This is a genomic window from Gammaproteobacteria bacterium, from assembly GCA_016765075.1.
In the GTDB taxonomy this organism is placed as follows: Bacteria; Pseudomonadota; Gammaproteobacteria.
The window spans coordinates 1-22,288 of sequence record JAESQP010000021.1 but is presented as its reverse complement, the minus strand read 5'-3'; the positions used below and the strand labels follow the sequence as shown (position 1 = coordinate 22,288).

At 45.7% G+C, this 22,288-nt stretch carries 24 protein-coding genes; 16 read left to right on the top strand and 8 right to left on the bottom strand.

Features of this window, described 5'->3' with window-relative positions:
• Positions 1-173 precede the first annotated feature (173 nt).
• On the top strand, positions 174-1,376 hold the full coding sequence (locus JKY90_01370) for an O-succinylhomoserine sulfhydrylase (GenBank protein MBL4850918.1): 1,203 nt from the start codon (positions 174-176) through the stop codon (positions 1,374-1,376).
• A gap of 19 nt (positions 1,377-1,395) precedes the next feature.
• A complete protein-coding gene (locus tag JKY90_01365; GenBank protein ID MBL4850917.1) occupies positions 1,396-2,661 on the top strand; it encodes a DUF4147 domain-containing protein in 1,266 nt (421 codons plus the stop codon).
• A 29-nt stretch (positions 2,662-2,690) separates the two neighbouring features.
• Here the strand turns inward: JKY90_01365 and JKY90_01360 are convergent, their stop codons facing one another.
• Positions 2,691-4,322 (bottom strand): alpha-D-glucose phosphate-specific phosphoglucomutase, encoded by a 1,632-nt coding sequence (locus JKY90_01360; protein ID MBL4850916.1) that lies wholly within the window; start codon positions 4,320-4,322, stop codon positions 2,691-2,693.
• Positions 4,323-4,558: 236 nt separating this feature from the next.
• Here JKY90_01360 and JKY90_01355 point away from each other — a divergent pair, with 236 nt between their 5' ends.
• From JKY90_01355 to JKY90_01340, 4 genes are all read left to right on the top strand, one after another.
• Positions 4,559-5,851: an HD-GYP domain-containing protein gene (locus JKY90_01355; protein ID MBL4850915.1), complete on the top strand. Its 1,293-nt coding sequence runs from the start codon at positions 4,559-4,561 to the stop codon at positions 5,849-5,851.
• Between the two features lie 212 nt (positions 5,852-6,063).
• Positions 6,064-7,950 carry a molecular chaperone HtpG gene (gene htpG / locus JKY90_01350; GenBank protein MBL4850914.1) on the top strand — a complete coding sequence of 629 codons (1,887 nt, stop codon included), beginning with the start codon at positions 6,064-6,066 and terminating at the stop codon, positions 7,948-7,950.
• Positions 7,951-8,003: 53 nt separating this feature from the next.
• Positions 8,004-8,471 (top strand): NUDIX hydrolase, encoded by a 468-nt coding sequence (locus JKY90_01345; GenBank protein ID MBL4850913.1) that lies wholly within the window; start codon positions 8,004-8,006, stop codon positions 8,469-8,471.
• On the top strand, positions 8,464-8,787 hold the full coding sequence (locus JKY90_01340) for a TfoX/Sxy family protein (GenBank protein MBL4850912.1): 324 nt from the start codon (positions 8,464-8,466) through the stop codon (positions 8,785-8,787). Before JKY90_01345 ends, JKY90_01340 begins: the two co-directional genes overlap by 8 nt.
• A 103-nt stretch (positions 8,788-8,890) precedes the next feature.
• Here the strand turns inward: JKY90_01340 and JKY90_01335 are convergent, their stop codons facing one another.
• A complete protein-coding gene (locus JKY90_01335) occupies positions 8,891-9,712 on the bottom strand; it encodes an HDOD domain-containing protein (protein MBL4850911.1) in 822 nt (273 codons plus the stop codon).
• A 28-nt stretch (positions 9,713-9,740) separates the two neighbouring features.
• Complete coding sequence (locus tag JKY90_01330; GenBank protein MBL4850910.1) at positions 9,741-11,108, bottom strand: glycoside hydrolase 100 family protein; 1,368 nt, start codon at positions 11,106-11,108, stop codon at positions 9,741-9,743.
• 168 nt (positions 11,109-11,276) lie between these two features.
• Between JKY90_01330 and JKY90_01325 the strand changes: the two genes are divergently transcribed.
• On the top strand, positions 11,277-12,356 hold the full coding sequence (locus JKY90_01325) for a ferrochelatase (protein ID MBL4850909.1): 1,080 nt from the start codon (positions 11,277-11,279) through the stop codon (positions 12,354-12,356).
• A gap of 8 nt (positions 12,357-12,364) precedes the next feature.
• Here JKY90_01325 and JKY90_01320 read toward each other — a convergent pair whose 3' ends face one another.
• Both JKY90_01320 and JKY90_01315 read right to left on the bottom strand, forming a co-directional pair.
• Positions 12,365-13,105: a UDP-2,3-diacylglucosamine diphosphatase gene (locus tag JKY90_01320; protein ID MBL4850908.1), complete on the bottom strand. Its 741-nt coding sequence runs from the start codon at positions 13,103-13,105 to the stop codon at positions 12,365-12,367.
• A gap of 21 nt (positions 13,106-13,126) precedes the next feature.
• Positions 13,127-13,714 (bottom strand): peptidyl-prolyl cis-trans isomerase, encoded by a 588-nt coding sequence (locus JKY90_01315; protein MBL4850907.1) that lies wholly within the window; start codon positions 13,712-13,714, stop codon positions 13,127-13,129.
• A 112-nt stretch (positions 13,715-13,826) separates the two neighbouring features.
• On the opposite strand from JKY90_01315, the gene JKY90_01310 reads away from it, so the two are divergent.
• From JKY90_01310 to JKY90_01300, 3 genes are all read left to right on the top strand, one after another.
• Positions 13,827-15,245 carry a glutamate--tRNA ligase gene (locus JKY90_01310; protein ID MBL4850906.1) on the top strand — a complete coding sequence of 473 codons (1,419 nt, stop codon included), beginning with the start codon at positions 13,827-13,829 and terminating at the stop codon, positions 15,243-15,245.
• 307 nt (positions 15,246-15,552) lie between these two features.
• Positions 15,553-15,831 (top strand): type II toxin-antitoxin system RelE/ParE family toxin, encoded by a 279-nt coding sequence (locus tag JKY90_01305; GenBank protein MBL4850905.1) that lies wholly within the window; start codon positions 15,553-15,555, stop codon positions 15,829-15,831.
• A 24-nt stretch (positions 15,832-15,855) separates the two neighbouring features.
• Complete coding sequence (locus JKY90_01300) at positions 15,856-16,146, top strand: HigA family addiction module antidote protein (GenBank protein ID MBL4850904.1); 291 nt, start codon at positions 15,856-15,858, stop codon at positions 16,144-16,146.
• A gap of 209 nt (positions 16,147-16,355) precedes the next feature.
• On the opposite strand, the gene JKY90_01295 is transcribed toward JKY90_01300, so the two are convergent.
• Positions 16,356-16,658 carry a type II toxin-antitoxin system RelE/ParE family toxin gene (locus JKY90_01295; GenBank protein MBL4850903.1) on the bottom strand — a complete coding sequence of 101 codons (303 nt, stop codon included), beginning with the start codon at positions 16,656-16,658 and terminating at the stop codon, positions 16,356-16,358.
• A complete protein-coding gene (locus tag JKY90_01290) occupies positions 16,655-16,897 on the bottom strand; it encodes a type II toxin-antitoxin system ParD family antitoxin (protein MBL4850902.1) in 243 nt (80 codons plus the stop codon). Before JKY90_01290 ends, JKY90_01295 begins: the two co-directional genes overlap by 4 nt.
• Before the next feature lie 152 nt (positions 16,898-17,049).
• Between JKY90_01290 and JKY90_01285 the strand changes: the two genes are divergently transcribed.
• Positions 17,050-17,307 carry a type II toxin-antitoxin system Phd/YefM family antitoxin gene (locus tag JKY90_01285; GenBank protein MBL4850901.1) on the top strand — a complete coding sequence of 86 codons (258 nt, stop codon included), beginning with the start codon at positions 17,050-17,052 and terminating at the stop codon, positions 17,305-17,307.
• Positions 17,295-17,612 carry a type II toxin-antitoxin system RelE/ParE family toxin gene (locus tag JKY90_01280; GenBank protein MBL4850900.1) on the top strand — a complete coding sequence of 106 codons (318 nt, stop codon included), beginning with the start codon at positions 17,295-17,297 and terminating at the stop codon, positions 17,610-17,612. Before JKY90_01285 ends, JKY90_01280 begins: the two co-directional genes overlap by 13 nt.
• Before the next feature lie 26 nt (positions 17,613-17,638).
• On the opposite strand, the gene folD is transcribed toward JKY90_01280, so the two are convergent.
• On the bottom strand, positions 17,639-18,490 hold the full coding sequence (gene folD, locus JKY90_01275) for a bifunctional methylenetetrahydrofolate dehydrogenase/methenyltetrahydrofolate cyclohydrolase FolD (protein MBL4850899.1): 852 nt from the start codon (positions 18,488-18,490) through the stop codon (positions 17,639-17,641).
• Positions 18,491-18,625: 135 nt separating this feature from the next.
• Here folD and leuC point away from each other — a divergent pair, with 135 nt between their 5' ends.
• From leuC to JKY90_01255, 4 genes are all read left to right on the top strand, one after another.
• Complete coding sequence (leuC, locus tag JKY90_01270) at positions 18,626-20,062, top strand: 3-isopropylmalate dehydratase large subunit (protein MBL4850898.1); 1,437 nt, start codon at positions 18,626-18,628, stop codon at positions 20,060-20,062.
• A 2-nt stretch (positions 20,063-20,064) separates the two neighbouring features.
• On the top strand, positions 20,065-20,706 hold the full coding sequence (gene leuD / locus JKY90_01265; protein MBL4850897.1) for a 3-isopropylmalate dehydratase small subunit: 642 nt from the start codon (positions 20,065-20,067) through the stop codon (positions 20,704-20,706).
• Between the two features lie 50 nt (positions 20,707-20,756).
• On the top strand, positions 20,757-21,854 hold the full coding sequence (gene leuB, locus JKY90_01260) for a 3-isopropylmalate dehydrogenase (GenBank protein MBL4850896.1): 1,098 nt from the start codon (positions 20,757-20,759) through the stop codon (positions 21,852-21,854).
• A 35-nt stretch (positions 21,855-21,889) separates the two neighbouring features.
• Positions 21,890-22,288 (top strand): aspartate-semialdehyde dehydrogenase (locus JKY90_01255; GenBank protein ID MBL4850895.1); only part of this gene is annotated, 399 nt, incomplete at its 3' end.

Sequence of the window (22,288 nt, the reverse complement as noted above, 5' to 3'; positions counted from 1 at the left end):
CCCCAGGTTTAATGCGCCGGATTTGAAGACTCAGCTTGCGGGCGCTTAATAAATACAGCTAAAGCGAAGAGAAACCCGCTTTGGTTATTGCTTTATAAGCTGACGAGCGGGTTTTTTTGTGCCTGCTCCTTGTGTCGAAATAGTTGTAATGACGTTGTTAGTCGGAGGGTATTATGTCGAAACATTCTAAGCCAAAATATTCTGAACTGGGTATCCGTACTCGCGCGGTACGCGAGGGGACTTCTCGTTCACATGAAGGTGAGCATAGCGAGTCGATTTTCACCACATCGAGTTTTGTTTGTGACAGTGCAGCACAGGCAGCGGCACGCTTTTCAGGAGAAGAGCCTGGCAATCTCTATTCCCGATTCACTAATCCCAGTGTGCGCATGTTTGAACAGCGTTTGGCTTCGATGGAAGGCGGCGAATGTTGCGTTGGTACCAGTTCGGGTATGGCGGCAATTAATGCAGTGATGATGGGTTTGCTCAAATCGGGTGACCATGTTGTCTGTTCGCTTAATGTATTTGGCTCAACTATTTTGTTGTTTAAAAATGTCATGGCGCGTTTTGGCGTTGAGACCAGCTTTGTCTCATTGACGGACACCGAAGCATGGCGTGCCGCAATTCAGCCTAATACACGATTGTTGTTTCTTGAAACGCCAGGTAACCCACTGACTGAAGTAGGTGATCTTGTCGCCTTGGCTGATATTGCTCACCAAAAGGATGCGCTGTTGGTGGTGGATAATTGTTTTTGTTCGCCTGTTTTACAACGACCCTTAGAGTTTGGTGCAGATATCGTTATTCATTCGGCAACCAAATATATTGATGGCCAAGGCCGTGGCCTGGGTGGCGCCATAGTGGGGTCAAAAGAGTTGGTAGGTGGTGCTATCTATAGTTATGCCCGTACGACGGGTCCAACGATGAGTCCGTTTAACGCCTGGCTGTTTTTACATGGCTTGGAAACGTTGACTGTGCGTATGCGTGGTCATTGTGAGAATGCAATGGTGATTGCACAGTGGTTAAGTCAACACCCTGGCGTTAAAAAAGTGAATTACCCAGGTTTGGCCACGCATCCGCAACATGCGTTGGCTAAAAAACAGCAATCGGGTTTCGGTGGTATTGTTTCATTTGAAGTGAAGGGTGGCCAAGACGATGCCTGGAAAGTGATTGATAATACGCAATTCATTTCGATTACAGCGAATTTGGGTGACGTAAAAAGTACTATTACGCATCCTGCGACGACAACGCATGGCCGATTAAGTGAAGAAGATCGTGGCTTGGCTGGTATTGCTCGCTCTTTGGTCAGGGTGTCGGTCGGCCTTGAGGATGTTGAGGACTTAAAGGCTGATTTAGACCGAGGTCTATCTCAATTAGTTTAGCTTCTCTATCATGGACACTATGTCTTCCCGTTCGGATCTGCTAGCGATTATCGAGTCAGGTTTGAATGGTGTTGATGGTAAGCGCTGCGTAATTAACGCGCTGCACGGTCGTGCTGAATTACAAGGGATGCAAAATGCCCTCGGGGTACAGGGTAATATAGGCATAGTTGCTATTGGCAAAGCGGCATCGTCAATGGCAGAAGGTGCATTAAAATACCTTGGTAGTAAGGTCGTGTCTGGTTTGGTTGTCAGCAAAGACACGATATCTCTTACAGATTCTCTACCACCTTACATTGAGCAACTTGTTGCTGGCCATCCTGTGCCAGATCAGCGTAGTCTCGATGCTGGTCAGGCCTTGATTCGATATCTGAAAAACTGCTCGCCAGCAACCAGTTTGCTGTTTTTGATTTCTGGCGGTGCTTCTGCACTGGTTGAAGTTTTACCCGAAAAGGTTTCTCTGCAACAGTTACAGAAGCTTAATCACTGGTTGTTGACGTCGGGTCTAGATATCGAGCAGATGAACGCCATTCGTCAGTGTGTTTCATGTATTAAAGCGGGCCGTTTGGCTAGTTATATTCAAGCATCACAAGTAGTTAGCTTATTGATGTCAGATGTCATGTCGAATAGCGTAGCGATGATTGGCTCTGGTTTATTAGCAGTCTCCAGAACACCCCTCCCTGATGTGGCAATAGATTTTGATCGGGTTCCTCAATGGGTTAGACAGTTATGTCTTGAACAACCGTTGCGGCTTGGTATCGATGATTCTGTGTTGGTACACATCGATCAAGTCATCGTGATTGACCTAGACATGGCTTTGAATGCGATGATGCAAGCCGCGCTTGATGGTGGTTATACAGTGTTTCGTCATGACGAGGAAATGTCGGGGAATGTGATGCGTTGGGCGGACACTATTACCGAATACCTGGTAGAAGCGCCTAGTGGCCTGCACCTTTGGGGTGGCGAGACAACGTTACAGTTACCTGCTACCTCTGGTTGTGGTGGCCGTAATACGCATTTGGCTTTGCTGTTGGCACAGCGCTTATACGATAAGTCAGGATTTATCGTGGCGACAGTTGCTAGCGATGGTGATGATGGTAATAGTGGTTATGCTGGCGCTATTGTTGATGGCAGCACCTTATCCAAGGCCGGGATTACACAAGCAATGGCGCAGCAGGCTTTAGCGTATGCAGATTCGGCGACATTGCTCAAGCAGGCGGGTGCATTATTGTCACTAGCTAAAGGGCGTAGCAATGTCGCGGATATTTTCCTGCTAGTAAAACATTAACAGCGGATATGGAAATCATACTGAGCGTCTTAGACAATCAGTGTGGGTTCGTCTAGCCCGGTAAGTTCGTTGATCTTGGCTAAAGAGCAAGAAATTTTTGCTATATCAGTAAGAGCAACTTGGCTATCTTGCTGTTGTTTTTCTGGCTCAGGCTCAAAGCGCTCGAGATAAACACGTAGCGTTGCACCATCGGTGCCGGTGCCTGATAGGCGATAGATAGTGCGAATCTCATTGTCTAAAATAATCCGTAAGCCTTGGTTTTCGCTCAGGCTATTATCGACAGGATCCAGATAGCTAAAATTATCAGCGGCGATGATTTTATGGCCGTCGATGTGTTTGCCACTGAGCTGAGCCAGTTGTTCACTGAGCCGTGCAATGACATTCTCGCCTTGTTGCAGACTAATGCCTTCGTAGTCGTGGCGGCAATAAAAATGACGGCCAAAGGCGTGCCAATGTTGGTGCACAATATCGCGCACGGATTGTTGCCGTTCGGCGAGTATATTGAGCCAAAATAAAACGGCCCAAATACCGTCTTTTTCACGTAGATGGTCGGAGCCAGTGCCAAAGCTTTCTTCGCCACAAAAGGTAATGAGCCGCTGGTCAAGCAGGTTGCCAAAATATTTCCAGCCGGTTGGTGTTTCAAAACATTCAACCCCCATATAGGCAGCAACACGATCAACCGCGCGACTGGTTGGCATAGAGCGGGCGATGCCGACAACACCATTACGATAACCGGGTATACGGTTGGCATTGGCAGCGATAATGGCGAGGCTGTCACCGGGGCTAACCATGAATTGTTTGCCCATGATCATATTACGATCACCATCGCCATCGGAGGCAGCGCCAAAGTCAGCTGCGTCGGGGGCAAACATGTGTGCGTATAGTTCTGATGCATAAATTGGGTTAGGATCGGGATGGCTGCCGCCAAAATCTTCCAAAGGTTCTCCTCTGACGACACTGCCATGATCGGCGCCCAGACTCGATTCGAAAATTTCTTTTGCATAGGGTCCGGTTACTGCATTCATGGCATCAAAGCGCATATGAAAAGCACCAGAGCTGAATAGATTATGGATGCGATCAAAATCAAACAAATGTTCCATCAGATCACAATATTCTGCGACTGAGTCAATAACTTCTATAGTGGTATCACCGATACGCTCTTCGCGCACGGTGTCAATATCAATATCGCTGATGTCGGCGATTTTATATTGGCTTATGTTACAAGCTGCAACATAGAACTTGTCGCTAAGCTCCGTGTTAGCAGGGCCGCCATTGGTACTATTATATTTGATACCAAAATCGGCTTCGGGCCCTCCTGGGTTATGGCTGGCACTAAGGATAATGCCGCCATCGGTGTTGAATTTTCGTATCAGGTGCGAGGCAGCAGGGGTAGATAATATGCCGTTACGGCCGATCAATAGTTTTGTCACCTTATTGGCAATGGCCATGCGCAGGATGATTTGGATTGCTTCGCGATTATAAAAACGCCCATCCCCGCCCAGTACCAAGGTTTTCCTTTCAGCCTTTATGGTGTCAAACAAGGCCTGGATAAAATTCTCCAGATAATTTTCCTGCTGGAAGTGTTTGACCTTTTTACGTAAGCCGGATGTCCCTGCTTTTTGGTCTGAATAAGGCTGAGTTTGTCGGCTTAGGATATTGATTTTTTGTTCTCCAATTCGTTAGCTGCTAGGAGCCTAAGTCCAAACAGGCTCTGGTTAACGGGGTATTATTTTTGTTACTTCAAGTTTGTCCAGTATCACCCGATAAACAAGCCATGCATGCTTCACTATGCAAACGCATGCATATGTTTAAGTGATTGATTTTTAAAATTTTTATATAGAATCAATCGAGACCAGGATGGTTATTATAACCGGCAACAGCAACGAGGCTCCAGTTTGTGGAAAAATATATAGAGGTTGGGCAGATTGAGCTCGGTATGTATGTCGTGCGACTCGACCGCCCTTGGCTTGAAACTCCCTTTATGACGCAAGGTTTTCCGGTTCTTTCTAAAAAGCTGATCGCAGACATCGCCCATTACTGTGACCATGTATACATCAATACCGATGAGGGTATCGATCTTGACTTGGCCCAACCATTTGAGTCGGGAGAAAGTACCCTGGGGATAGATAGTATCCCGGGGGTGGATAGTACTGCGCTGAGTTATAGTGAAACAGCGCAAGAAGTGTTGAGTGTTATTGAAACTGGCCAGCTGCCTAAGATGCTGGTTAAATACGTGCGCCAAAGTACGTTTGTAGAGGAATCAGAGACCGCCACCGAAGTTTATAAGGAAACGCGTAAGGTTGTCGATCATGCCTACCAATGCGCACGCGACGATAAACCCATTGATGCAGAACAACCCAAAGCACTGGTGCAACGACTAGTAGCCAGCGTTATTCGTAACCCGGATGCAGCAAGTTTACTAGCTAACTTGAAAAGTCAGGACTCTTATACCGCAGATCATAGTATGAATGTGTGTATGATAGCGCTGATTTTTGGACGCCATCTAGGCTTGTCTGAGGAACCGTTAAATGAGTTAGGTCTGGGGGCTTTATTACATGATATTGGTAAAATGAAAACGCCGCCCGATATTTTGAACAAGCCCGGGAAATTAACCGATAAAGAAATGAATATGATGCGTTACCATCCTACTATGGGGCGTGATTTATTAATGAAGTCGCCAGGTATCTCTGATGTCGTCGTCGATATTGCCTATTCCCATCATGAGCGACAAAGTGGTAATGGCTATCCACGAGGGGTCACGGGCGATAAAGTTTCTCTGTTTAGTAAGATGGTTGCAATTGTCGATGTCTATGATGCTATTACCAGTGATCGCTGTTATCACCAGGGGATGATCCCTATGGATGCTTTGCAGAATATTTATAAATGGCGTGGCAAGCACTTTGATCCCTATCTTGCTGAACAATTTATCCAATGCATTGGTACCTATCCGGTGGGTTCGATTGTCGAGTTGTCCAACCAGGAAGTCGGCATCGTTGTATCGGTGAATCAGAAAAAACGTTTGTTACCAGAGGTGATGCTCGTACGTGATAAACATCTCCAGCCCTATGAGCCGGTTAAATATATCGATTTAGCCAAGGTCAATGAGGCGGGCACTAAAATAGAGATCGCCAAGGTCTTATCGTCTGACGAACACGGTATTCATATTCAGGAATATATCTTCAATATCTAAGTTGCCGAATAAGTCTATGGCATTTTGCTACATGTCTTAGGTATGTTAGTGCGCCAGGGAGGTAATAGACGGGCTCAGAGCCCTAAAATTATATTGACCAGATAGCCCATCGCTTTAGTCTCAGTCCTTATCCGTGTAAAATCCGCTTTGCTCGTTGTTTGATGACGCGAGTCATGTTCACTTAACTTTATGAATACCAGGAGATCACAGTAATGACTGTCACGGCAAATAAAGAGACATTAGGCTTTGAGGCAGAAGCAAAGCAAATCCTCGAACTAATGATTCACTCCGTCTATTCAGACAAAGAGATATTTTTGCGTGAATTGATCTCTAACGCATCCGATGCTTGTGACAAGCTACGTTTTGAAGCAGTCAGTGATGCATCGTTGATGCAGGACGATGCTGAATTGAATATTCGCATTACTATTGATAAAGACAAGCGCACGATTTCAGTCATCGATAACGGTATTGGCATGAGTCGAGATGAAGTGATCAGTAATATCGGCACCATTGCACGTTCAGGCACTAAAAAGTTTTTTGATTCACTAACAGGTGACCAGGCCAAAGACAGTCATTTGATTGGTCAGTTTGGTGTGGGTTTTTATTCCGTTTTTATTGTTGCCGATGAGGTCACCGTGCTCACACGCCGCGCAGGCGAGGATGCGGACACGGCAACTAGCTGGCAATCTAAAGGCGATGGCGAATATACCCTGGAGAATATCGAACGCGAGGCGCGTGGCACCGAGGTTATTCTGCATATACGTAAAGATATGGATGAATTTCTTGAGTCGATGCGTTTGCAAACCATTGTGCGCAAATATTCCGATCATATTTCGCTACCGATTCTTATGAAGAAAGACCAAAGTGATGCAGACCAGAACGACGAAGACGATACAATCAACAAGGCAGCAGCCTTATGGGCAAGACCGAAAAAAGACATCAGCGATGAAGAGCACAAGGAGTTTTATAAACATATTTCGCATGACTTTGACGACCCCCTGACGTGGACGCATAACCATGTTGAAGGTCGTAGCTCGTATACCAGTCTGCTTTATATTCCCAAGCGCGCACCGTTTGACTTGTGGGATAAAAATTCGCGCCATGGCATCAAGCTATATGTGCGTCGTGTTTTCATTATGGATGATGCCGAACAGTTATTACCGGAGTATTTGCGTTTTGTTCGGGGTGTGATTGATTCTAACGATTTGCCGCTAAACGTTTCCCGTGAAATCCTCCAACGCGAAAAGTCGATTGATTCAATACGCGCAGCATCGATTAAACGCATACTTGGTTTGCTCGAAAATCTTGCTAAGAAAGAGCAGGATAAATACACCACTTTCTGGAAAGAATTTGGTGCTGTGCTGAAAGAAGGGGTTATTTCAGATTATGAATACCGCGAGCGTTTAGCCAAGCTGCTACGTTTTTCCACTACCAAAGGTGAGGGGAGTGAACAAACCGTCTCGCTTGATGATTACATTTCTCGCATGCAAGAAGGTCAGGATAAAATCTATTATGTGACAGCGGAAGGTTATAGCGCTGCGGTAAATAGTCCGCATTTAGAAATTTTTCGTGATAAAGACATCGAAGTAATTTTATTGCATGATCGCATTGATGAGTGGTTGATTAATCATCTCACTGAGCATGATGGCAAACAGTTACAGTCAGTCGCCAAGGGTGCTTTGGATCTTGGTGATTTAAAAGAAGATAAAGAAAAAACAGAAAAAGCCGAGGGTGAATACAAAGACCTACTTGTTAAAGCCCAGGAAACGCTTGGTGAGAAAGTTAAAGAAGTGCGTATTACGCATCGCTTAACGAAATCACCTGCTTGCCTGGTGGCAGATGAAAATGATATGGGCGCCAATATGCAGCGAATATTGAGCTCCGTTGGACAAGCGGCACCTATGAGCAAGCCGATTCTTGAGCTAAACCCTGATCATGACTTGGTGGTACGACTGCGTGATGAGAATGATGACAAGCGCTTTGGTGATTGGGTTAACGTGTTGTTTGATCAAGCCTTACTGGCAGAAGGCGGACAGCTAGAAGACCCTGCGGCTTATGTCTCACGTATGAATGATTTGTTGCTTGAGCTGAGTAAATAGCGCTTGATTTGCTTGCTTTTGATGATAAGGCTGGCAACGAACAGGATAGGGCAATGAGGCCAGTGACTCCGCAAGTTGCGGTTGATGCCATTATCGAATTGGTTGATCGCCCTGGTCGGCCAATTATTCTCATTGAACGTAAATACCCACCGCACGGTTGGGCCATACCGGGTGGCTTTGTTGATGTAGGTGAATCGCTTGAGACAGCAACAGTGCGAGAAGCATTGGAAGAGACCTCATTGCACATTCGTCTTAAGGCCTTATTAGGTTGCTATTCTGATCCCGCACGAGACCATCGTGGCCATACCGTCAGTGCGATTTATGTTGCTGAGGCAACAGGTGAGCCTGTGGCACAGGACGATGCCAAGGCCCTGGCTGTTTATAATATTGGTGATCAATTGCCTGAACTGGCGTTTGATCATCAACAAGTTTTAATGGATTATCGTAATTACCTTGCTGGCAACCGTGGTGTGCCGGTTAACTTCCCTGCACGACTCAAGTGCGAGATCGAAGATGAGTGAGTTCGTGAAATATCTAAAAGAAGTGTTTCGGGAATTTGGTGCGGTGACTACCCGCAAAATGTTTGGTGGCCATGGAATTTATTTTGATGGCGTTATGATTGGTCTTGTGGCAGATGACACGCTATATCTAAAGGCAGATGCGCAGTCAGTATCAAAATTTCAAGAACATGGGCTGCCGCAGTTTATGTATCCAAAGGGTGAGAAAATGATAGGTATGTCGTACTACTTGGCACCCGAAGAAGCATTGGAAGATGCGACGGAGATGCGGCAATGGGCACAGCTCGCCTACGAGGCAGCGCTTCGGTCACGAAAGTGAGGCATTTATGTCGGTAGCAGAGCGGAAATCTAACCAGCACAGGCAAGGGACGTTCATTTTTCGTCAAATCACTCGTTGCTATGCTTACAGTGTTAACAGGCTCCTAGGCAGTTTGGCTTACTGCGTCTTCAAGCTTGGCTACAATTTTTTCGATAACACTGTCATCAAGTTTTAATTTTTCTTTAAGTTCGTCCAGCGTTTCAGGAAATTGTTCGCCCTTACTTAAAGGGTCATTAACAATTTGTTGCAAGAGTAAATGTGCTGTCGCGACAATTGCGTGAATATAATCTTCTTTTTGCTCCAGCAGAGTAATTCTTTTATATGAATGTATTGTGCTTAGAATATTTTTTAATTTATCAGGTAAACGTAATTGGCTGGCCAAATGCAGCATCACTTGGTCATGGCTGATACCAAAACTTTCCTTTTCAACGGCTTCGAGCGGTTGCTCTTCATCCAAAGCGCGTTGATACGAAACTTCATATTCATTACCAAGACTGCTCGATAAGACTAAAATACCCAGGTCGTGAATAAGGCCGACAAACTCGGCATCATCGGCAACAGTGGGCTTGATTTTGATTGCGATTAATTTGCATAACATGGCGACTAATTGGCCATGTTGCCAAACTGAATTATTGACCACACTATTGCTATCACTGATCGCATGCAGTGTTGCCATAATCACCGCGCTTCTAACGTTTTTCAGGCCAAGCATGGTCAGTGCATTGGGTACATTAGTGATTTCTTTACGGCGACGGTATAGCGGTGAGTTTGCATAGCGTATAACCGTGCCAGCCAAGGCTGGGTCTTGCATTATTTTTTCTGTTATCTTGTGAATGTCAGGGTCGTCAGCAGCCACAAGTTCCATAACTTGCAGCCCTTGTGGTGACACTCCTGGCATATCCAGTTGTGAAATATCGACGCCCATCTTAACTCCTGGTTAGCGCTACTCTTCCTTAAAATATAATGGATTCAAATGTGCCAATGCTGTCAGGGTTTTCTAATAGCTGATGCGAGATAATGAGAGCCGCTGCTGACCAAACCTGATGTAAATTTGCACGCCGACCAATTAATGACCCGGTTTTTCCATCATAATATTCTGGCCAATTATCGTTTTTGAGTCGGTCAATGCATAATTCAAAGGCGCGTTCGGCAAGATGCGCACGGCCTGTACGAATCGCGGCGCCAGTGAATGCCCACATCAACGTTGGCCAACTACCGCCATTGTGGTATGACCAGGGCACGTTCTTGGGGTCGGCGCCGGTGCGAAACTCCCATTCCTTGCCAAACATTGCCGGATAACAAAGCTTCATCGGCATTTCACCGATAATATCGTCCCAGCGTGACTCACAGAGATTCATGATTTTCTCGGCTTGGTCATCAGTGGTCAGGCCAAACAAGATAGCAAGTAAATTGCCAAGTGAAAAAAAGCGAAAATCGATACGGCTTGGACCGACGTTGCCGACCATATAGCCACTACCGTCTTTTATCCAGCCATCAAGCCAGTGCGGAATACTTTGCGGGAAAATATTCAGGACATTAACCGCGTCAAGACCAAATTCTTCACCTTTGTAGCGGTGAATTTCATTTAGCCGATTAACATCCAGCCAATAAAATAAACGCACATACGAACGCAATGTTTGTAGTCGTTTCTGAATCACTGCCAATAGATTTTCATTTTCCTCATTATGAATTAACAGTTCATGGGCAGAAACTAAGGTGCCATAGAATAAGGCCTCGATCTCAAGAGGGTGGCCATAGACACCCATACGACGGTCAATCATGAATGATGCATCGGGAACTAATAGCGCAGGTGAGGTAACAAAGGTTTCATGCAAATATAATTGCATAATAAGTCGAATGGCTTGTTGAAAGTCGGGTGAGTGCGCGAGCTTGATGTCACCCTTATTAATAACGTAAGCGCGCAACAAAATAATCCACCACATCGCTGAATCGACTGGCGCAACACGACCAATGGCACGGTCACCAAAATCAGCCACCAACTCTTCTGAACCGTCTTTACAATGAATGACTTTAAAGCTCGCTGGCATCAGGCCTACGGCATGGCGGTGGCCTTCCATTTCAGTTTGTTGACCTTGCAGGTGCATCACCGAGCGAAGAAAGTTGAGCACGATCTCATCGCGACCGTCCATCATAAAGACGAGCGCAGAAGGCACAAAATCACGGACAAAACACTCAGAGTAGTTCTCAGCTTCAGCTTCAGAGGAGCAGGCGGCGAGTGTGCCAATAGGGTCGCCTTGCCAATATAAAATTGAGCGCTCTAATAGCTCGTAAGCAGACTCAATTGCTGGCCTTGCTTTCATAATTTATTTACCTATAAGTGCATGTTAAGTAGTTGATTAAAATAATAATCCTTAACTTTGCGCTGGTATAATATCAACACCGTGTTTCCTTGTGTTATGGTTCTTTGGTTAGTTACTTAATCGGTACACAACGGCAACACTTGAATAACAGCAGGCAGTGTACTCACTATGCAACAAAAAATCCCCGTTACTGGCATATTGATCACTAATCTTGGTACGCCAGATGCGCCTACGGCAGCAGCGTTGCGGCGATACTTGGGTGAATTTTTATGGGACAAGCGTGTTGTTGAAATACCTCGACCTATTTGGTGGTTAATTCTCCACGGGATTGTTTTACGTACACGCCCCGCAAAATCTGCTAAAGCCTATGATAGTGTTTGGATGGAGGGTGGGTCGCCTTTATTGGTTTATAGCAGAGGCCAACAGGATGCCTTGCAAGAGAGATTAAAGCAGCGATTTTCTGGCCCAGTGATGGTCGAACTGGGTATGCGCTATGGCAACCCATCAATAGAATCAGGTTTAGAAAAACTACGTGATGCTGGCGCACAAAGAATTTTAGTTTTACCACTGTACCCGCAATACTCTGCGGCAACTACGGCATCAACTTTTGATGCCGTAGCCAACACACTGAAAAAATGGCGTTGGCTACCAGAGCTGCGTTTTGTTCAGCATTACCACGATACACCCAGTTACATTCAAGCCTTAGTTAATAGTATAGAAGAAAGCTGGCAAGACAACGGTCATGCTGACAAATTAGTGTTTTCTTTTCATGGTATGCCTAAACGTACCTTGCTCGCAGGTGATCCCTATTATTGTGAGTGCCAAAAAACAGCCCGCCTTGTTGCAGAAAAATTAAACCTTAGTAAAAACGAGTATCTTGTCAGTTTTCAATCGTTGTTTGGTAAAGAAGAATGGCTCAAGCCCTATACCAGCGAAGAGCTGAAACGCTTAGCGGCTGAAGGTGTTAAGTCGCTCGATATTGTCTGCCCAGGATTCTCAGCAGATTGTGTTGAAACGCTTGAAGAAATTATGATAGAAAATAAAAATTATTTCTTGGGTGGCGGTGGTGAACGGTTTCATTATATCCCTGCACTCAATGTACGTGATGATCACATTGCGGCGCTTGAAGATATTGTTGTTAGCCATACACAAGGTTGGGTGGAAACTAGTGTGAGCTGGAATCAAGCCGAGGCAGAGCAAACCTTGGCAGACAGTCAGCGACGCGGTCGCGAGATAAATACTGCTTAGATGTTGTATTAGCCATTACGTGGCAATTGCTGCAATTCACAACCATTCGCATCAGCATAGATCTGACTGCCTTGCGCATACCAATCACCTAACACAATACGTTGAGCGAGCTTACCGCCTAAATCAATCGTATGCACATTGGGTCGATGTGTATGGCCATGAATCATGTGTTGGACATTGTATTCGCGGAGCATCTTTTTTACCGCATCTTGATTAACGTCCATAATTTCCATCGACTTTTCTTTATTCGCATCCTGGCTTGCCATGCGGTATTCCTTGCCTTTAGCAATACGCTCTTCAATCGACAAGGCCATTAACTGTTCTATAGTCTGTGGGTTGCGAATGTAGGCACGGAATTTTTGATAGTCATCATCATCAGTACATAAACTATCGCCATGACTAAGTAAGGTATCAGTACCGTAAAGGTTAATGATGCAAGGGTCGCTTAGAATTTCACAACTGCATGCAGCAGCAAAGCCATTACCGATCAAAAAATCACGGTTGCCGTGCATAAAATAAACGGCAATACCACGATCACTAATAGAGCGTATTGCTTTGATCACCACTTCATGTTCAGAGGTAATGGCATCATCACCCAGCCAAATTTCAAACAAGTCACCAAGAATATAAAGCGCCTCTGCGTGAGGCGCACTGTCTTGCATAAACGTTAGAAACTGCTGAGTGATGTCTGGTCGATCTGCAGATAAGTGCAGATCGGAGATAAACAAGGTGTGAGCAGTATCGCTCATTTATGTGCCAGAGAGAGAACGTTATTCGACAGCACGCACTTTAGTAATAATGACAGGCTCAGTTGGCACGTTGCCATGGCCTGAAAAATTACCGACGGCGACTTTACGAATTTTGTCGACCACATCCATGCCATGTGTCACTTTGCCGAATACGGTATAGCCCCAACCACTGCCATTAGGTGCGGTAAAATTGAGAAAATCATTATCCACGACATTGATAAAAAACTGTGCTGTTGCTGAGTGAGGGTCATTGGTGCGTGCCATGGCAACCGAGCCACGAACATTGCTTAAGCTGTTATTAGCTTCATTTTTAATTGGGTCTAAAGTTTCTTTATCGTTAAAATCCTCATCAAAACCACCACCCTGAATCATAAATGTTTCCATCACACGATGAAACAAGGTGCTATCGTAATGGCCGCTGGCAACGTATTTCATAAAATTATCGACAGTAATTGGTGCTTTGACACGATCAAGCTCCAAAGTAATTTCACCATAATTGGTTTTAATAGATACAACAGGGTTGGCGGCATCTGCAGACACAGTAAGACTCCCAAGTAAGCTGGCAAGAAAAAGCGTAATAAAAAAGATCAGTCGGTTTATTGTGCACATAGAGGTGCCTTTTATTCACATCAAATTCGAACGCGCATTATAATCAGTTTTTATAGAACTGTGCCTGAATAAGCTAACATCAACGATTATTGGCGGGATAAGAGAGTAAATAATGTCTGTAGCGAGTATTAATAGCAAGATTACCACCCGTTTTGCCCCCAGTCCCACGGGTTTTGTCCATTTGGGCAATATTCGTACGGCCTTGTTTAATGTTTTACTGGCACGTAAGCACGGCGGCGATTTTTTGCTACGTATAGAAGATACCGACGCCGAACGCAGCAAGAATGAATTTACCGCCGCGCTAATGCAAGACATGCGTTGGTTGGGTCTGACCTGGGCGCAAGGCCCCATTGATGATAGTGGTAAGCCTGGCGCCTACCACCAGTCGCAACGACAAGCCCTCTACCAAAGCCATTACGATACGCTGCAAGACAGTGGCAAGGCCTACCCCTGTTTTTGTAGCGCCCAGCGTTTAGCCGTATTACGCAAAACCCAATTATCCGCAGGCCAGCCACCGCGTTATGACGGCATCTGTGCCCACCTCAATCAAGACGAAGTAGACAACAAGTTGGCCAACGGTGAAAAACCAACGCTACGCTTTCGCGTACCCCAGAATAAAGAAATCACCTTTATTGACCTAGTACGTGGCGAGCAACGTTTTGCCAGTGATGATATCGGCGACTTTATTATTCGTCGTAGTGATGGCACACCGGCCTTCTTTTTCACCAATGCGATTGACGATGCGCTAATGAACGTCACACATATATTGCGTGGTGACGACCACCTTACTAATACACCCAGACAATTAATGTTGCTACAGGCACTGAGTATGCGTGAACCGCAATACGGCCATATCTCATTGATAATTGGTGACGATGGTGCACCCTTATCAAAACGTAATGGCAGCATGGGAATTCGCGACATGCGCGCAGCAGGTTATTTACCCGAGGCCATCGTTAACTACCTGTCACGCCTGGGTCATTATTATGCTGATAACAGCTTTATGAGTTTGGATAGTTTGGCAAAACAGTTTGATGCCAGCCACCTTGGCAAAGCCCCCGCACAGTTTGATCTCATACAACTGCAACATTGGCAAAAGGCAGCACTTAATGCCGCCGATGACAATACCGTATGGCAATGGCTAGGCCAAGCCGTGCAGAAACATGTGCCCGCAGACAAAAAAACCCTTTTTTTACAATTAGTTAAGCCAAACATCAATAATCCGGATGAAGGCCTGGATTGGGCCAAAGTCTTTTTTAGTGATGACCTAAATATAGAAGGAGATGCACAACACGCCATAGATAAAGCGGGCAAAGCGTTTTTCGCTATCGCAGCCAAAGTGTTCGCTGAAGAAGCCGATTTTAAAACCGCCATAAAAACCATTGGCAAACAGGCAGGCAAAAAAGGCAAACAACTCTTCTGGCCAATTCGCGCAGCCTTAACCGGAAAAGTACATGGGCCAGAGATGTCGGACTTGGTGTTGTTGTTAGGGATTGATGAGATTGTGACGAGGTGCAAGAGGGCAGGCTAGGGTTTTCTCTCGTCATTAATACCGTCATTCCTCCAATATCGTCATTTCTACAATACCGCCGTTCCTACAATATCGTCATTCCTGCAATATCATCATTCCTACAATATCGTCATTCCTACAATATCGTCATTCCTGCGCAGGCAGGAATCCATATATATAGGCCTTCTTTTCCTCCATTGTTTTTCGCCTTTTCAGCGCGCGTCACTTTTGACACCAACAGTCTTGCTGCTACCAAGCCACCTATCTTGCTGGCAGTGTTTTTTACCATGCGCTTGACAAGCGCATCGTTACGCGATACATTAAGATAATGATAAGGACGTTTAAAAACTGCGCACTGAAGAAGCTGTATGAGAAGGGTGATCCGAGCAAAATCAAAGCGGATCATGTCAAACGTGTTGAAGACATTCTCTTTCGTTTGGATAACGCTATGCAGTCCACAGATATGGACTTGCCAGGTTGGAATCTGCACAAGCTGAGCGGCAAGCTAAAAGGTTCTTCAGCGATTTGGGTGTCAGGTAATTTCCGCATCTGGTTCCGAATGGAAGACGGGGACGTATTTGATGTTGATTATGGCGATTACCATTAATGAATTATGAAAGGAGCGAATGATATGACTATGAGAAAACCACCCCATCCTGGGCGTCAAATTAAAACGGCGCTACAGGCTGTTGAGATGAATATTACGGATGGTGCAGCCCATTTGGGCGTAACCCGTAACACACTATCGCGTGTGATTAACGGCCTGGCCGGGATTTCTCCCAACATGGCAATACGTTTGGCCAAGGCGTTCGGCGGTAACGCGGGCATTTGGGTGCGTATGCAGGCCAGCTATGATCTGGCACAAGCAATGGAGCATGAAGACGAGATCGATGTCAGCCCATTGCAATACGCCCACGGGTAGGGACGTTATGCACCACAAACGACATAGAACGAAAAACCGTAGGGCGGGGTGTTTGTATTGCAAACCGCATAAGGGTAATGGTCAGGATCGTCGGGCCTTGGCGGAAAAGCGGCAAGACCAAGATAAATTAGTTATAAGTGTCGATTACACGTTAGCGCTGTTACCTTAACAGCAAAAATTTACAACATAGCAAATAACTGAGCAAGGCGTTATGCGTGTAAAAATTTAGACTCAACATCCATATTTTTGTGAAGTATACGAATTACAATAATTTTGCTTTTTTCATTTTCTCTGTAAAAAATTATGTGACTACTTTGCGGAAACTTTCTGTAGCCTTTTTTAATATAGCTACAGTGCTTACCAAGCGATGGGTTTTTACTTAACAAATGAAAGACATCATCAAACTGCTTAATATACAAAAAACGCTGATCTCTGCCCCAGCGCTTTTCTGTAAATCTAGCAATTATTTTCAGGTCTTCTTTAGCTTTCTTGGTTAACTCAAATGATTTCATTTATCATTTTCACTATCAAGTTCTGCCATCAAAGCATCAAAATTATAATCTGCAATACCGCTCTGTTCACCTTCGTTAAGCATTTGCCTTAGGGTCTCAAGCCGTGTTTCTGTATTTTCAAGCAATCTAAGCGCAGCCCTAATTACTTCACTTGCAGAGCTAAAACGACCACTATTGACTTGGCCAGTTATAAAGCCATCAAAGTGATCACCTAATGTAATACTCGTGTTTTTAGCCATAAAGAACCTCTCATGTACCAATATATACCTAATTTTGGTATAAAATACATAGCAAGTCAATGAACGACGATGGTAAAAAGCACGTCGCGTTATTTCAAACGTTAGCCGAAAAAACCTTGAAAAACCATAGAGTGATACTATACTGCCGCTCTGTGAAAACTGAACTAGTGACTACTTTAAAACGCCAGGCAACTAAAATATTGGCTGAACTACATGATTCAAAAGAGCCTGTTCTGATTACAGAGCATGGTAAACCATCAGCATATCTTGTCGATGTTAATGATTATGAGTTGATGCAAAATCGAATGCGTCTTCTTGAAGGTTTGGCTAGAGGCGAAATGGCCATTTTAGAAAATCGCATCTACACACAAGCTGAAGCAAAAGTAAAAATGAGTAAATGGCTCAAATAATCTGGACGGAACCAGCGCTATTTTATCTCAATGAAATTGCAGAATATATAGCGCTAGATAAAATCAGTGCCGCCACTCAGCTAGTTAAAAAAGTCTTTTCTAGTACGGAACGTCTTGAACAATTTCCAAAATCTGGCCGCAAACCTCCAGAGCTCAATAACTCTAAATATCTGGAAATAATTGTAGGCCCATGCCGCATTTTTTATCGTATCGACAAGAGGATTGTATACATACTTTACATCATGCGTAGTAGAAGGAAGCTTCGTAAATATCTACTCGATGAGCGTGCAAAAGAAAGCAGCTAACAAACGTATGGAATTGTTTGCTGTGCCTAATGTAATTCTTCCGCTGCATACAAGGTGTTCTCCAGCAACGTTGCCACCGTCATTGGTCCCACTCCACCTGGAACGGGTGTAATCCAACTGGCTTTATCGAAGGCGGCTGCAAAACCAATGTCACCAGCCAGTGTGCCATCAGCCTGGCGGTTGATGCCGACATCAATGACTATCGCGCCGTCTTTAATCCACTCGCCTTGAACAATGCCAGGTTTGCCAACAGCGGCAACGACAATATCACCTTGGCTAACATGGTGAGGTAGGTCTTTGGTAAAGCGATGGCATGTCGTCGTGGTGGCGCCGCCGAGTAATAATTCCAGTGTCATGGGGCGGCCAACGATATTCGATGCGCCAACAATGACGGCATGTTTGCCATGAAGGTCTTCGCCTGTACTAGCCAATAAGGTCATGATGCCTTTTGGGGTGCAGGGTCTTAGCAAGGGAAGACGTTGTGCTAAACGCCCGACATTGTAGGGGTGAAAACCATCGACGTCTTTGTCGGGGCGAATGCGTTCAATGATTTGTTCTTGCTGGAAATGATCAGGCAGTGGTAGCTGTACCAAAATGCCGTCTATAGCTTCGTCTTCGTTTAGCGTATCGATGAGTTCGAGCAGTTGTTGTTGTGTAGTGTCATCGGGGAGATCATAAGAGCGGGAGAGAAAGCCGACTTCATTGCAGGCTTTACGTTTGTTGCGCACGTAAATCTGTGAGGCGGGGTTTTCACCGAGCAGTACGACGGCCAGGCCGGGTGCGCGCAGTCCTTGTTTGGTTCGTGCATCGACACCAGCTTTTACTGCTGCGCGTATGTCGGCGGCGATGCCTTTGCCGTCGATGATTTTTGCGCTCATGGGTTCATCTTTGTGTGTTGATTTGACATGATAGTTTAATGAGCTAAGCAGCCCTCTATAAATATAATGAAAGAGCCGACACTCTGCTATAATCGCTTGATTATAGTTGATATTCGCTTAGTTAACATCACTGGCATGACAGCAAAAACTCTCTACGACAAACTCTGGCAATCGCATCTCGTACACGAGAACGATGACGGTTCGTGTTTGATTTATATTGATCGCCAATTGATCCATGAGGTAACGTCACCACAGGCGTTTGAAGGGTTGCGAGTTGCTGGCCGCAAACCTTGGCGGGCGACGGCGAATCTGGCGACACCTGATCATAATGTGCCGACCACTAACCGTGCTGCGGGAGTTGCGGGTATTGTCGACCCAATTTCCCGATTGCAAGTCGAGACCCTGGATCAAAACTGCGTTGATTTTGCTATTCCTGAGTTCACTATGGATGATATTCGTCAGGGTATTGTTCACGTCGTCAGCCCTGAGCAGGGCGCGACCTTGCCGGGCATGACCCTGGTCTGTGGTGATTCACATACTTCAACCCACGGTGCCTTGGGTGCCTTGGCGCATGGTATCGGCACTTCTGAAGTGGAGCATGTATTAGCCACGCAATGTTTGATTCAAAAGAAATCGAAGAATATGCGCATCAACGTTGAAGGCAAGATTACTTTTGGCGTGACGGCAAAAGATATTGTTTTGGCGATTATTGGCAAGATCGGCACGGCGGGCGGTAACGGTTATACGATTGAGTTTGCCGGTTCGGCCATACGTGAGTTATCGATAGAAGGGCGTATGACGGTGTGCAATATGACCATTGAGGCGGGCGCACGTGCAGGCATGATCGCTGTTGATGACAAGACCATTGACTATGTCAAAGGCCGTCCGTTTTCACCCAAGGGTGAAGATTGGCCTAAAGCGGTCGCTGCGTGGGCTGATCTACACAGTGACGATGATGCGGTATTTGATTGTGAAGTGACGTTGGATGCGTCAGATATTGAACCGCAAGTAACCTGGGGCACTTCGCCAGAAATGGTGCTGCCGATCAGTGGCAGTGTACCTAACCCAGAACGTGAGCCAGACAGTGTTAAACGTGCTGGTATGCAGCGTGCCCTGGAATACATTGGTTTAAATGCCGATACACCGTTGGTAGATATCGCCATCGATAAAGTATTTATCGGTTCATGCACCAACTCACGCATTGAAGACCTGCGTGCGGCAGCGGCAATTGCCAAAGGTCGTAAGGTGGCCAAATCTGTTGTCTTGGCGCTGGTGGTGCCGGGTTCGGGTTTGGTGAAAAAGCAGGCAGAAGATGAAGGCCTGGATAAAATTTTTACTGACGCTGGATTTGAATGGCGTGAGCCCGGCTGTTCAATGTGTCTGGCAATGAATGCGGATCGCCTGGAACCAGGCGAGCGTTGTGCCTCAACATCCAATCGAAATTTTGAAGGTCGACAAGGCCAGGGTGGGCGTACGCATTTGGTTAGTCCGCAGATGGCGGTGGCGGCGGCAGTGGTGGGACATTTTGTCGACGTGCGTAATTTCGCTGTTGAGTCGAGGCAGGGGGAATAGTTATGCAAGCATTTACCCAGCATAATGGTTTGTGCGCGCCCCTGGACCGGCCTAATGTCGATACCGATGCCATTATTCCAAAACAGTTTTTAAAATCGATCAAGCGTAGTGGCTTTGGTGTTAATTTATTTGATGAGTGGCGTTATCTTGATCATGGTGAACCGGGACAGGATGTGTCGACACGCCAGCTTAATCCAGACTTTATTTTAAATCAGCCACGCTATGCTGGTGCCAGTGTCTTGTTAGCGCGCGATAATTTTGGTTGTGGCTCATCGCGTGAACATGCGCCATGGGCGTTGCAAGACTATGGTTTTCGCAGCATTATCGCACCGAGTTTTGCCGATATTTTTTATAATAACTGTTTTAAAAACGGTATTTTACCTATTGTATTGGCTGCTGAGAATGTCGATCAGTTGTTTAAAGAGACGGCAGAGACGAAAGGCTATTGCCTGGCTATTGATCTTGAAACGCAGACAGTGATGACGCCGGCGAGCCAGAAGTTTGATTTTTCTATTGATAATTTTCGTAAGCATTGTTTGTTGCATGGTCTCGATGATATCGATTTGACCTTGCAACAGCTTGATGCGATTAAATCCTTTGAAGCCAAACATCGCGCGGCGTCACCGTGGCTCTTTACAAATTAATTTTTTATTTTTCAATAGTTTAATAAAATTTATTCGAGCAAGTTATATCTATGACTAAAGTGTTGGTATTGCCAGGTGATGGCATCGGGTCTGAAATTATTGCCGAGGCGGTTAAGGTTTTGCATGCCATCAATGAGCTGTTTGGTGCTGGCATTGTGATGGACAATGGCCTAGTGGGTGGTGCTGCCTATGATGAATACGGCCAACCTTTACCAGCAGAAACGTTGACCAAGGCTAATGATTGCGACGCCATTTTACTTGGCGCTGTTGGCGGCAAAAAATGGGAATCGTTAGACATTGCACTGCGGCCCGAGAAAGGCTTGCTGGGGCTGCGCGCTGAGTTAGGCTTGTTTGCTAATTTGCGTCCGGCCTTGTTATATCCGCAGTTAGCGGATGCCTCTTCGTTGAAGCCTGAGTTGGTTGCCGGTCTCGATCTTATGATTGTTCGTGAGCTTACCGGCGGTATCTATTTCGGTCAGCCACGCGGTGTGCGTATATTAGATAATGGTGAGCGCGAAGGTTTTAATACGCTGGTTTATTCTGAGTCTGAAATCAAGCGCATTGGTCGTGTTGCCTTTACCACTGCACAGCGTCGTGGTGGCCGCTTATGCTCAGTCGATAAGGCAAACGTGCTTGAGTGCACAGAACTATGGCGTGAAGTGATGACATCTTTGGCCGCTGATTATCCTGATGTCAGTTTGAACCATATGTATGTCGACAATGCCGCCATGCAATTAGTGCGTGAGCCCAAGCAGTTTGATGTGATGGTGACAACGAATATGTTTGGCGATATTTTGTCTGATTGCGCGGCGATGTTGACCGGTTCTATTGGTATGCTGCCATCGGCCTCGCTCGATGTGAATGGTAAGGGCATGTATGAGCCCATTCATGGTTCAGCACCTGATATTGCGGAGCAAAATATTGCTAACCCCTTAGCAACGATTTTATCTGTTGCCATGATGTTGCGTCATAGCCTGGATAATACTGAGGCAGCACTATTGATTGAGAATGCGATTAATACAGTGTTAGATGATGGTCTGCGTACCGTAGATATTATGCCGAAGGGGGATATTATGTCGGCTGGGTTAACTCAAGTTTCGACAAGTGAGATGGGTGATGCGGTTGTCGCCAAGCTTCATGCAGCTTAATTAGGCATATCAAGTTAGGATTTCGAGGATTAGTAATGCCAGAAAAAGGTTTTGATATTGCCGTGGTCGGTGCCACGGGCAATGTAGGCAGGGCCATGATGAGCATACTGGAAGAGCGAAATTTTCCAGTGGGTCGTTTATATCCACTTGCCAGTGCGCGCTCTGCGGGTTCGCTAGTCACGTTTCGTGGTGAAGAGATAGTTGTTGAAGACCTTGCCCAGTTTGATTTCTCAAAGGTGCAAATCGGCTTGTTCTCTGCCGGTGCCAGTGTCTCGGATGTGTATGCACCTAAGGCCGTTGCTGCCGGTTGTGTCGTCATTGATAATACCTCGTGTTTTCGTTATGACGACGATATTCCACTGGTTGTGCCAGAGGTTAATCCTCATGCGATTGCTCATCACACAACAAAAGGTATTATTGCTAACCCCAATTGT

Excerpts from the sequence above, each read along its gene's own strand:
- JKY90_01290 (MBL4850902.1), bottom strand. The coding sequence starts at position 16,897 with ATGGCTAAAAACACGAGTATTACATTAGGTGATCACTTTGATGGCTTT.
- JKY90_01365 (MBL4850917.1), top strand. The coding sequence starts at position 1,396 with ATGTCTTCCCGTTCGGATCTGCTAGCGATTATCGAGTCAGGTTTGAAT.
- JKY90_01295 (MBL4850903.1), bottom strand. The coding sequence starts at position 16,658 with ATGAAATCATTTGAGTTAACCAAGAAAGCTAAAGAAGACCTGAAAATA.
- JKY90_01345 (MBL4850913.1), top strand. The coding sequence starts at position 8,004 with ATGAGGCCAGTGACTCCGCAAGTTGCGGTTGATGCCATTATCGAATTG.
- JKY90_01325 (MBL4850909.1), top strand. The coding sequence starts at position 11,277 with ATGCAACAAAAAATCCCCGTTACTGGCATATTGATCACTAATCTTGGT.
- leuB (MBL4850896.1), top strand. The coding sequence starts at position 20,757 with ATGACTAAAGTGTTGGTATTGCCAGGTGATGGCATCGGGTCTGAAATT.
- leuD (MBL4850897.1), top strand. The coding sequence starts at position 20,065 with ATGCAAGCATTTACCCAGCATAATGGTTTGTGCGCGCCCCTGGACCGG.
- JKY90_01370 (MBL4850918.1), top strand. The coding sequence starts at position 174 with ATGTCGAAACATTCTAAGCCAAAATATTCTGAACTGGGTATCCGTACT.
- JKY90_01330 (MBL4850910.1), bottom strand. The coding sequence starts at position 11,108 with ATGAAAGCAAGGCCAGCAATTGAGTCTGCTTACGAGCTATTAGAGCGC.
- JKY90_01335 (MBL4850911.1), bottom strand. The coding sequence starts at position 9,712 with ATGGGCGTCGATATTTCACAACTGGATATGCCAGGAGTGTCACCACAA.
- JKY90_01340 (MBL4850912.1), top strand. The coding sequence starts at position 8,464 with ATGAGTGAGTTCGTGAAATATCTAAAAGAAGTGTTTCGGGAATTTGGT.
- JKY90_01280 (MBL4850900.1), top strand. The coding sequence starts at position 17,295 with ATGGCTCAAATAATCTGGACGGAACCAGCGCTATTTTATCTCAATGAA.
- htpG (MBL4850914.1), top strand. The coding sequence starts at position 6,064 with ATGACTGTCACGGCAAATAAAGAGACATTAGGCTTTGAGGCAGAAGCA.
- folD (MBL4850899.1), bottom strand. The coding sequence starts at position 18,490 with ATGAGCGCAAAAATCATCGACGGCAAAGGCATCGCCGCCGACATACGC.
- leuC (MBL4850898.1), top strand. The coding sequence starts at position 18,626 with ATGACAGCAAAAACTCTCTACGACAAACTCTGGCAATCGCATCTCGTA.
- JKY90_01320 (MBL4850908.1), bottom strand. The coding sequence starts at position 13,105 with ATGAGCGATACTGCTCACACCTTGTTTATCTCCGATCTGCACTTATCT.
- JKY90_01315 (MBL4850907.1), bottom strand. The coding sequence starts at position 13,714 with ATGTGCACAATAAACCGACTGATCTTTTTTATTACGCTTTTTCTTGCC.
- JKY90_01300 (MBL4850904.1), top strand. The coding sequence starts at position 15,856 with ATGACTATGAGAAAACCACCCCATCCTGGGCGTCAAATTAAAACGGCG.
- JKY90_01310 (MBL4850906.1), top strand. The coding sequence starts at position 13,827 with ATGTCTGTAGCGAGTATTAATAGCAAGATTACCACCCGTTTTGCCCCC.
- JKY90_01305 (MBL4850905.1), top strand. The coding sequence starts at position 15,553 with ATGATAAGGACGTTTAAAAACTGCGCACTGAAGAAGCTGTATGAGAAG.